Consider the following 11,059-nt stretch of genomic DNA (forward strand, 5'->3'; position numbering starts at 1 on the left):
AATTGAAAGATTTCAATGGCGGCGGCGATCCGGAAATGACCAGCCCGACAGATTTCTGGGGCAAATACACTTTGGCTGCAAAGTAACACACAGACACACAAATAAACCAAACATACCATTTTATGAACTATTCTTATGCGCTATTGCTGTGCCTTTTTTTTAGTTCCTTGTACGTACGGGCACAGCGACCCGGCAAGCAGGAACTGCCACCCCCGCTTGCCCTCAGGGAAATCAGTGGAATTGTCAAAGACTCTACAGACCTTGGAGTTATTGGGGCTACCGTAACCCTCACTTCTCCTAAAGACACTTTAAAAGTAAGCACCAATACCGATGGGATCTTTGTTTTCAAAAATGTAAAATCTGCGACTTATACATTGATGGTGCAAAGCATAGGCTATGTCTCCACTAAAGCCATGCGTTACAAACAAAATGATGCCGTTGCAAGAATTGTCATGGATCCAATTGTGCTCCAGGAACAGAAAAATAACCTGAATGAGGTGGTGATCAATGGAACGCCCGCCATCACCTATAAAACAGATACGGTCGAGTATAAGGCCAGCGACTATATTGTCCGGCCTAACTCAACTGTAGATGAACTGCTCAAAAAAATGGAGGGAATGGAAGTTGGCAATGATGGTACGCTGGTTCACCAGGGGCAGAATGTAACCAAGGCCAAATTAAATGGAAAGGAATACCTTGGTGGAGATATTGCCAACGCAATTAAAAACCTGCCTGCTGAAATTGTAGATAAGATCCAGATCGTAGACGATTATGGAGACCAGGCCGCCAGGACCGGGATTAAAGACGGTGATCCTGAAAAGATACTGAACATTACTACCCGCGTAGATAAATCTGTTGGAAATATGCTGAATGTTAACGGTGGTGCGGGAAACAACAAACGCTATGATGCAGGGCTATTTGGTACCCGTATCAATGGCAATCAAACGATTGGTGTGAATGCCAAATTTAACAATACCGTTAACGGCGTAGCTTCTAGTGGAGATAACGGCGGCAGTAACGGTGGTGGCGGAGGAAGAGGTCAGGGTGGCGGTGGAAACAACAGTGGCAGCAGCGGAGGCGGAAGCGGTGGTACCACTACAGCAGGTAACGGCTCTTTCAGCATAAGGGAAAAACTGGGTAAGAAGGTAGAATTGAATTTAAATTATGGCTTTTCTACCACTAAAGTGAAGACCTTAAATGATAGTTACTCGGAGACACCTACCGTGTTGGATGGTTCTACGTTTTATACCTATGCCACCTCAACAAGTGAGAGTAAAAACCTCACCAAGAACCATAATCTCCGTGCAGAAATAGAAGCAAACCTGGACAGTAATAATTTCTTACGTATCATTCCAACGTTGAAATACGGTTCGACCAGCAGCAGCAGAATGTCAAATATTATTCAGACGGGATTTCTGCACCAGAACCGTACCGGGGTAAACAGCAGTACAAATAAAACGCCTCAAATTGGAACATCAGTATTTTACCAGCATATCTTTGCGAAGCCCAGAAGGAATTTCTCCGTTCAGGCCGATCTGAACAGTAACGACCAGGACCAGGAATCCGAACAGGATACGAAGATTATCTATTTTCTGAACCAGGCTGAAACGGAACAAAGGGATTCAGCAGTGAACCGGATCATTGCCCGTAAAAACCTGCAGACAAATTACAGGGGAAGTTTTACCTATGTGGAGCCTTTAAATGCAAATACCCAGATGGAGTTAAATGCCCAGGTAAATTATAACGGTTATGACAATACCGCAACCACCAGGAACATCGTTAACGGCGGGCCAGATCATATCATAGACTCGCTGAGTAACATATACAATTATTCCTTTACCCAGGGCAGGATTGCTTTAAATTACCGTTATGGAGTTGGACCTTTGTCGAAAGTACGGTTCTCTGTAGGTATAACGGCTGTACCAACCTTGCTTTCAGGAACTAAAGTAAGTTTAGGAACCACAACCAATAGAAATAGTTTTAACCTGATCCCTATTGCCCGTTTTGAGTATTTATGGTCCAGACAAGAGAAGGTGGCTATTAACTATTCTGGAAATGCTGTTGAACCTTCCTTTGACCAGATCCAGCCCGTCAGGGATGTATCGAATCCACAAAATCCTATTGTGGGTAACCCTAATCTGTTGTCCACATTTGTACATTCTGTTAATGCGACTTATAATAACTATATCGCCAATTCGAAACTCAACTTTAATGTCAATCTAAACGGATCCATGACGGAAAATGCAGTAATCAGCAATAATGTACAGATTGTGGATCAGAGTGTAAATTTGCCTACACCAGTTTATATTACTGAAACCCGTTATCTGAATACAAATGGCGTGTACAAGATTGGCGGAAATTATTCGGTAAGCAAACAGTTGAGCGATCGCAAATATAACCTTTCCTTTAGTGGATCGGCCAGTTACGACCACCGTTTGTCTATGTATACTTCCTTAAAGAACATCAATACGGTACAGACTTTTATCGAGCGTGTTGGTCCTCGTATGAATCCGAATGACTGGTTTGAGATCAATCCGAATGTGTCTTATAATTATACCAAGTCAGATAATAGCCTCCCTAATTTCAGAGATACTAAAACCAATACCGTGGCGCTGAATGTGGATGGTAAGATTTATTTCTGGAATACCTTTTTATTTGGTTACAGTGCAAGCAAGAATTATGTAAGTGGGATCAGTGCAAATATTACGGCCAATCCTTTTGTGGTGAATATGTACCTGGAGAAGGAATTGTTTAACCGCAGGGGCAGGTTGACTTTACAGGCTTTTGATCTTCTGAACCAGAATAACTTTGTGAACCAGGATGTTAGTGCAAATGGTACGATTACACAGACAAAGTCTAATGCATTGAGCAGGTATTTTATGTTGAGGTTTAGTATGAGGCTGCAGAAATGGAGCGGGATGAAAGGGAGAAATGGCAGAGGGGTGATGCGCAGGGGAGACGGCAGTTTTATGTAGGAGAATTTTAGAAAATTTTGTATGCTGTTTCGGGGCTGCCGATCTCAGGCGGGCTGAAAAAGCCCGCAGACATCGAATGCTCCCTCAACTGCATACAAAATTTTCTGAGCAAATTGCAGAGGGAGGGGGGACCAGGAGGGGGTATTAGGGTGATATGGCATGGGTTTAATTGCAGGATGTGTGAGTAGTAAGGGATGTTATTAGGAGGGTGTATTCGCAGATTGGAGTTTAATTGCAGGGCGTGTTGGTTGAATTGTTTATTTTTTGCAGGTTGTGACTAAGAGATGAAATTGTTACTTAGTTTTTGTGGTTGAGGCTTAGTTTGTTGAGGCTAGATCACTTAAAAAAGACGTTTTTTTGACGTATTGAACACAAATCTTCAATTTTCAAGTTGTTTATTTGTCGATTGAACATTCAATTTCTATCGTTAAAATACCTTTATGGACATTCATACAAAAGCTAAAAAGACCACATCTATCGTACCGCTCGTAACCATGACCCTGCTTTTCTTTATGTGGGGATTTATTACCTGCATGAATGATATTTTGATTCCGCATTTAAAGGAGCTTTTTCAGTTGAGTTTTTTTGAGTCCATGTTGGTGCAGTTTGCATTTTTTGGAGCATATTTTATTGGATCGCTGATTTATTTCCTGATTTCACATTATAAAGGGGATCCAATTAATAAAGTAGGATATAAAAAAGGGATTATTGCGGGTGTATTGCTTTCTGCAATTGGATGTTGTTTGTTTTATCCGGCGGCAAGTTTCTCTGTTTATGGCTTTTTTCTTTCGGCATTGTTTGTACTGGGGCTGGGTTTTACTATTCTGCAGATTACGGCAAATGCTTATGTAACCTTGCTTGGACCTGAAGAGAGTGCCTCCAGTCGTTTAAATTTAACGCAGGCTTTTAATTCATTTGGTACAACGATTGCCCCGGTACTGGGCGGTCATTTGATCTTTTCCCTGTTTTTGGACAATGGCAAGGTGACAGCAGATTCCACTCGCATCCCTTACCTGATCTTTGCCGGAATTTTAGTGCTGCTGGCTGTGGTAATCAATAAAGTTAAACTCCCGTCTTTTAGCACAGAAGAATCGGAAAACCATGGTGGTTTGGGTGCACTTAAGTTCCCTCAGCTTAAACTTGGCATCCTGGGTATTTTCTGTTATGTAGGTGCAGAGGTGGGAATTGGAAGTTTATTGATCGCGTTCATGAGCCAGAAAGAGATCATGAACCTGCAGGAAGTGGTGAGTAAAAATTACTTGTCCTTATACTGGGGGGGTGCCATGATCGGGAGGTTCCTGGGGGCTATTTCATTGAGCGGACTGGATAAGACCAAGAAAATCATTTATATGGTGCTTACCTCAGCTGTCGTATACCTTCTTGTCTTTAGTATCGTTGACCTGAGCTTTGCCCAGACCAGTTTCTTTATTGTATTTATAGCACTTAATCTGCTCGCTTTTTTAGTTGGAAAATCTGCTCCGGCACGTACACTGGTGCTTTTTGCAGGGATCAATATTGCTTTAATTCTTATTTCTGTGTTTAGCACAGGGCCGATGGCTTTATACCCAATTCTTGGAATTGGCTTGTTCAACTCCATTATGTTTTCCAATATTTATACACTGGCTATATCCGGGCTTGGCAAATATGTTAGTCAGGGTTCTTCCTTATTGGTTATGGCCATCCTGGGTGGGGCTATTGTGCCATTGATCCAGGGTGCCCTGGCAGATACTATAGGGATACAGCATTCCTTTTTCCTGCCGGCAATTTGTTATGCCTATATCCTGATCTTCGGATGGTATTGTATGAAGAAAGTCCAGTTGAAGGAAGGGGCGAAAGTACACACTAACCATTAATTCAAACTTATGAGAGGAAAAGTTATAAGCGGGTTGCTAATGTTGATGCTGCTGTGCAGTGCGGGTAGTTTTGCTCAGACACAGCCAAAACAGTTTACTGGAGCGAAGGCTGTATTAAAGCACTATAAGGCACTTTATGTGCTGAACAGTGGTGATGAAAAGAAAATTACCGGGACTTTACGGAATCTAAAAAATGCATTGGATGATCCCCGGCTTAAAGGAAAGCTGGAAGTGGAGCTGATCGCCTTTAGTGATGGCGTAGCTGTTTATCGAAAAAATGGACCTTTTGAAAAGACTTTACTTGAATTGCAGGCCAGAGGTGTAATTCTCGCACAGTGCGAGAATACGATCCGGGAAAGACATATTGATAAAACGGAGCTTTTTGACTTCATCAGCTATGTCCCAAGCGGTAATGGAGAAATCATCATTCGTCAGCAACAGGGCTGGGCGGTTGTGCATCCATAAAAACCTTTTGGAAACGGATATCCGGCCCATTAAAATGAAAATCACAATATTTGGCGCTAAACAGTATAATAAATGCAATGATTCATGGGAAATAGAAAAAATCCTGTAATTTTAGCGCGAAACTGAATTAGAAATTACACATGTTAACAGTAGAAAAAATTGGGGGCACCTCTATGAGTGCCCTTAACGAGGTTATAAACAATATCATCTTATTTGAACGCAGCGGCAAAGAACTTTACAACCGGGTTTTTGTTGTATCTGCATTTTCAGGCGTTACCAATATGCTCCTGGAAAACAAGAAAACAGGGGCACCTGGGGTTTACCACCGCATTGCAAAATATCAGGATTTTCACCGCCCTTTAAAGAACCTGATTGTTCAGTTAAAAGCGATAAATAAACAATATAAAAGTATTGGTTTGGATCTGGCGCTTGCCGATCAGTTTATTGAAAGTCATGTCAAAGAAGCAGAAACCTATCTGGAAAACTTAGCGAATATACTGGCTTCCGGATATGTAAGTAAAACAGGTATCCTGCAGGCAGCCAGAGAAATTTTAGCTTCTATTGGAGAAAGTCATTCCGCTTTTAATTTTACCAATATTCTGCAAAACAAAGGCATTAATGCTACACTTGTTGATTTGAGCGGCTTTGGAGATCATCATGCATTTACGATAGATCAAAGGATCAAACATGCCTTCAAGAACATTGATCTTGAAAATACCATTTGCATTGTAACCGGTTATGCAAAAGGTACAGAAGGAATTATGCGTGAATTTGACAGAGGATATTCTGAAGTCACTTTTAGCAAGATTGCTGGTTTCTTAAAACCAAAAGAAGCCATTATACACAAGGAGTATCATTTATCTACAGCAGATCCTGGTTTGGTTGGTATAGAAAATTGCATTCCGGTAGGCTATACCAATTATGATATAGCAGACCAGCTGGCCGATGTAGGTATGGAGGCTATCCATCCAAAGGCCTCAAAACCCCTGGAAATCGGGGGGATCAACCTGCGGATTAAGAATACCTTTGAACCGGCACATCCTGGTACGCTGATCACCAGAGAGTTTGTTTGCGAACACAAACGTGTGGAAGTTATTACAGGTACGGATAAACTCCTGATCATCGACATTTATGATCCATCTATGGTAGGCAGTGTTGGAAGTGATCTGCACATTATGCAGACTTTCTTTAAACACAATGTCAGTTATACCTTTAAGGCCACCAGCGCCAACAGCATCTCTATTGTAATCTGGGAACAGGACTTTAATAAAAAACTGATCAGTGATCTGGAAGATGATTTTGAAAAGATAACCGTAGAAAAGGTGGCCATGGTCTGTTTGCTGGGCTCAAATATGGACGAACCAGGTTTACTTGGAAAAAGTGCATTAGCACTTACAGAAAGCGGAATAAATATTAAGAGCGCGGGTTTTGCCTTGAGAAAAGTCAACATCCAGTTTTTAATTGCCCGAGAGGATTTTAAAACTGCCATTATTGCACTGAACAAGGCCATGAGCCAGGTATAAATTAGGCCATAATATCATAAAAGCACAGGCTGGTAATCTTTACAATTACCAGCCTGTTTACTTAACAACTTGAATTACTTTAAGGTCTCTTTGATCGTTCCACAGGTGAGCATGCTTTCTCCAAAATAAGGGTTTTTGATTTCCCTGGAGTTGGTGACCCAGTCTGCGCCCTTATCGTTAGATGCCATAGGACAATGCGCGATATACAGTTCGCCTCCGCCTATTCCTGCCTTTTTAAGCAGGGCAATGAAATGGGTACTTAATGCAGCAAATTCTATTCTCTGTGTTTCTATATCGTTGGTTGCTGCAATTTTGGAAGCCAGGCTGCTTATGGATCCCGCACCCGGGATTTCCTTAGCACCGAGTTCAATGGCCGCTGCGGCTACCTTTGCTTCTGTCGCATCCGCTTCAACAAGTGCAGCGGTGAGGTGCTGATAATAGGGATAGATGGCATTCAACTGGTCATCTTTTAAACTAACTGCCTGACTTGTCTTTGAACTTACCGGACTTTCTTTGACTTCCACTGGCTGATCTTGTTTTACGGAACTGTTACAAGCAGTAGCAAATAGTGTTACCCATATCAATGCAACTAAATATTTTGTTGTTGATTTCATTTTATAATTTTTTAACTGTATCCGTTCCATTTACATACCCGCCATAGGGTTTTTTCCTTTTTTAAGAATATATTCGCTATAGAGCAGGTAAGCACCTGTAACCACCACCAGATCTCCTTCGGCTAAACCCTCTTTAATCTCTACCTGATCTGCACTTTCTACACCTGTTTTGACCATTCTGGGTTCAAACTTACCTTTTGAAGACTCTACCCATACATGCATACCTTTTCCTTCCCGGATCACAGCATCAACGGGAATGCTCAGAACCCCTGCCTTATTTGTGTTGGAGGGTACAAAGATATTGGCTTGCAAGCCAGGCTGCCATTGCCCGGAAGGATTTGGAATAGACCCTCTTATTTGCATCAGCTGGCTGTTTTCCTGTAAAGCCGGAGTGGAAAATTGAATGGTAGTGAGCTGAGGCTCATTTTCCCATCCTGGGATAACTACTTTTACACGTTCGCCGTTCTTAATGCTTCCCGCTTCTGAGGGATATATATCCGCCTCTACCCATAGGGAATGATAACCTTCCAAGCGCATAATCGGACTGCCTTCTGAAACGTATTGACCTTCACTTACAGAAAGTTCAGCTACAGTACCGTCTGCAAGTGCAGAATAATTTACATAAGGATCGGTCTTTTTTGAGCTTTCCAGCTTTTGTACCTGTGCATTAGACTGTCCATATAAAACAAGCTTGACCTTCGCAGATTTTAAGATCTCGCCAAAAGTTTTATCTGCCGGGAACTGTGTAGCCTGAGCCTTAGCCAACAGGTATTCTTGTTGCAAAGCTGCCAGTTGCTCGGAGTAGATCTTATAAATTGGCTGGCCTTTATGGATCTTTTCTCCCGTTTGCCGTACATATAATTTTTCCAGACGACCCGCCACACGACTGGATAGGAAGGCTGTCTGGTCTGGATTTACCACCAGCCGGCCATTCAATTGTTTATAGGTTTGCAGCCCGTTCAGGCCAACCGCCATCGTGGTAATATTGGCCAGGGCCATCTGATCAGCGTTTAAATTCAGACCTGTCTCTGCAGCATTCTTTTCAAACGGGACCAGGTCCATCCCGCAGATGGGGCAGGTACCCGGTTTGTCCTGCACAATCTGCGGGTGCATCGGGCAGGTATAGGTTTGTACTTTAACCCCGGCTTTATGTTTGTCATTACCCTTTTCAGAGTTGCACGCGCTTAAAAGTACAGCTGGTGCGAGTGCAGCGATGACAAAATTTCTTATAAATGCTTTCCTTTCCATAAGATTATACCCCTTCGTTTTTAGTCTTGATAAAACTCTCGCTATCAATTAAGTAATAGGCGTTTTTAGCCACCTGCCATTGTCCAATCTCCTCTAATACCTGTATCTCCTTGTCCTGCTGAATACCTGTTTTTACCAGTTTTGGAACAAAAACCCGCCCTTCTTTTTTGAAAACCACCATTTGATTTCCCAGTGATACAACCGCTTCTTTAGGTAGCCAAAACCCTTTTGAAGCAAGCATGGGTAATTGTCCGGTAAGCAGTTCGCCAACCTGCAGATTGTTGTTTTTAAGGTATACCCTGGCCAGTACAAAATTTTCTCCAGAATTAAATACCGGTTGTACCAATCCAATTTTACCTGTAAAACTTTGTGTTTTATCGGCTGTTCTTTGAACGATCACTTTGCTTTGCTTACTGAGGTTTGCGGCTACTGCAGGTCTCAGAGAAAACTCTGCGACCAATTCACCGGCCTGGTAAACTGTAAAGATATTTTGCCCTGCACTGAGGTACTGGCCCTCACGAAGCAAAACGGCTGTTGGAGCAGCACCTTGTGAAGTGGTGCTGCTGGCTGCCGGACTTTCGGAAGTACCCATAGCATCCATACCCCCAGCTGCGGCGGGAGCGCTTTGCAGAGCAGGAGCAGGTGTGGAACCGCTTTGTTTCTCAAGAATATATCCTGATGCATTGCTGTATAAAGGAATGCGGTAGGAGATCTTCCCGGTTTTCAATACACTTTGTATTCCAGCCTCCGTCATGCCTAGCAAACGAAGCCTTTGTTTAGCCGGCTGCAGCATATGTTCCTGATCGCCGGAACGTTGGATCAATAATAATTCCCTTTGGGCAGCGGCCAGATCGGGAGAATAAATTTCCAAAATAAGCTGACCTTTTTTTACTGGCTGGTAATTGTATTTGATGTATAATTTCTCAATCCGGCCACTTACCCGACTGGAAATACTCACCTGGTTTCTGGTGTCATAGGTTGCACGCCCCTGCACCTGGTCAATATAGATTCTGGAACCCGAACCGGCCTGTATCACCGGTATTCTGGCAATTACCTGTTCATTGACAGGTTTAAGTAAGTAATTCAGACTCGTGTCCCTTCGGTCATGGTCCATTGCCATTGCTTTTTTCTGATGATGATCCGGGTCTGGAGCAGGCTTATTCTGGCGGCAGGCCGTAAAACCGGCCATCGCCAGTACCAGCAGGCTAGCGATATAATTCCTTTTCATAATCAATAATCATTTGATATAATTTCATTTTTTCATCCAGCACATTGTTCTGCATCATGGTCAGAGCCTCCCAGGAACCCATTACAGCCGTAATCTGTAACTTGTTTTCCTGATAATTGGCAAAATCTGCATCCATGGTCTTCTTCAGTGCAGGAACAATTTTGTCTTCCATAGCGGCAATCCTTTTTTCCATACTCTGGATCTCGTACTGCATACCGTAAAGCATCCCCTGGCTTTCCTGCAGCATACCGGAGCGTTCTTTCTCCATGGCCTGTATTTCGTAATTCATCGCCTTCACTTCCGATTTATACATTCTGGAAGACCAGGGTGCAATCGGAATACTGATCATACCCATCACACTATAGGCCTTGGGCATCATTCCACTTAAAGGAGACATGTGGTCAAAACGAAGTTTGAAATCTGGCTTTGCCTGTGCTTTCATCGCGCCCACACCCAGTTTCATGGAACGGATATTTTGTTCCATTTGTAAAATGTCTTTACGCTGACGGGCCAATAATGTGGTATCCAAGGCTGATTCAGGAATAAACTTTGGTGTATAGTTCGTGTCAATTTCCAGTTCCTGGTTTCCCGGCAAGTTCATCAAACTGTTGAGCCAGGCCTTTGCTTTTGCAATATCACCCCGCTGCATGCGGATCATGTTCTGATTCTCTTCAATTTTTGCACTTGCTTTATACACCCCCGACAGCTGACTCTGGTTATACGGATAACGGATCTGTTCAATCTTTTTCATCATTTGCATGATTTTGTCGTTTTCCTGCAAGATCTGAATGCGCTGACTGGCTACAATCCAGGTATAATACAAACTTTTTGCCTGAGCCTTAAAGGTATTCATGGCGATAGCCCGGCCAGCCATGTCCACATCGCCTTTAGACTCTATATAGCGTTTTTGTGCGTTCTGCTTCGCCGGATTTGGGATATCCTGTTCCAGCTGGAGCATTACGGAGCCTTTGTCTCTGTCATCCATCACCACTTGTCCTGGGTAGGGGGTCATAAATGTTCCTACACCAACCATCGGTGCCATCCATGCTGTACCTGCCTTCGCTTTGTATTTATAACTTTCTGCTTTTAAGGCATAGGTTTGTAACAATAAATTGTTTTTTTCAATGCGGTTTAAAATGGTATCCAGTTTAAC

At 42.8% G+C, this 11,059-nt stretch carries 8 protein-coding genes; 4 read left to right on the top strand and 4 right to left on the bottom strand.

Annotated elements, in window-relative coordinates:
- Positions 1–122 precede the first annotated feature (122 nt).
- The 4 genes from VNZ46_RS22865 to VNZ46_RS22880 all read left to right on the top strand — a co-directional run bounded on the left by VNZ46_RS22865 (position 123) and on the right by VNZ46_RS22880 (position 6,816).
- A complete protein-coding gene (locus VNZ46_RS22865) occupies positions 123–2,975 on the top strand; it encodes an outer membrane beta-barrel protein (protein WP_325562947.1) in 2,853 nt (950 codons plus the stop codon).
- 440 nt (positions 2,976–3,415) lie between these two features.
- Positions 3,416–4,828 (top strand): sugar MFS transporter, encoded by a 1,413-nt coding sequence (locus tag VNZ46_RS22870; protein WP_325562949.1) that lies wholly within the window; start codon positions 3,416–3,418, stop codon positions 4,826–4,828.
- A 9-nt stretch (positions 4,829–4,837) separates the two neighbouring features.
- A complete protein-coding gene (locus tag VNZ46_RS22875) occupies positions 4,838–5,293 on the top strand; it encodes a DsrE family protein (protein ID WP_325562951.1) in 456 nt (151 codons plus the stop codon).
- 140 nt (positions 5,294–5,433) lie between these two features.
- A complete protein-coding gene (locus VNZ46_RS22880) occupies positions 5,434–6,816 on the top strand; it encodes an aspartate kinase (protein WP_325562953.1) in 1,383 nt (460 codons plus the stop codon).
- A gap of 74 nt (positions 6,817–6,890) precedes the next feature.
- Here VNZ46_RS22880 and VNZ46_RS22885 read toward each other — a convergent pair whose 3' ends face one another.
- The 4 genes from VNZ46_RS22885 to VNZ46_RS22900 form a co-directional block, all read right to left on the bottom strand.
- A complete protein-coding gene (locus VNZ46_RS22885) occupies positions 6,891–7,430 on the bottom strand; it encodes a DUF3347 domain-containing protein (protein ID WP_325562955.1) in 540 nt (179 codons plus the stop codon).
- A 30-nt stretch (positions 7,431–7,460) separates the two neighbouring features.
- On the bottom strand, positions 7,461–8,678 hold the full coding sequence (locus tag VNZ46_RS22890; protein WP_325562957.1) for an efflux RND transporter periplasmic adaptor subunit: 1,218 nt from the start codon (positions 8,676–8,678) through the stop codon (positions 7,461–7,463).
- Between the two features lie 4 nt (positions 8,679–8,682).
- Positions 8,683–9,906: an efflux RND transporter periplasmic adaptor subunit gene (locus tag VNZ46_RS22895; protein WP_325562959.1), complete on the bottom strand. Its 1,224-nt coding sequence runs from the start codon at positions 9,904–9,906 to the stop codon at positions 8,683–8,685.
- On the bottom strand, positions 9,884–11,059 hold a 1,176-nt coding region (locus tag VNZ46_RS22900; protein WP_325562961.1), incomplete at its 5' end, for a TolC family protein. The genes VNZ46_RS22895 and VNZ46_RS22900, both read right to left, overlap by 23 nt.

The sequence above is a fragment of the Pedobacter sp. genome (assembly GCF_035566355.1).
Taxonomy (GTDB): Bacteria; Bacteroidota; Bacteroidia; order Sphingobacteriales; family Sphingobacteriaceae; genus Pedobacter.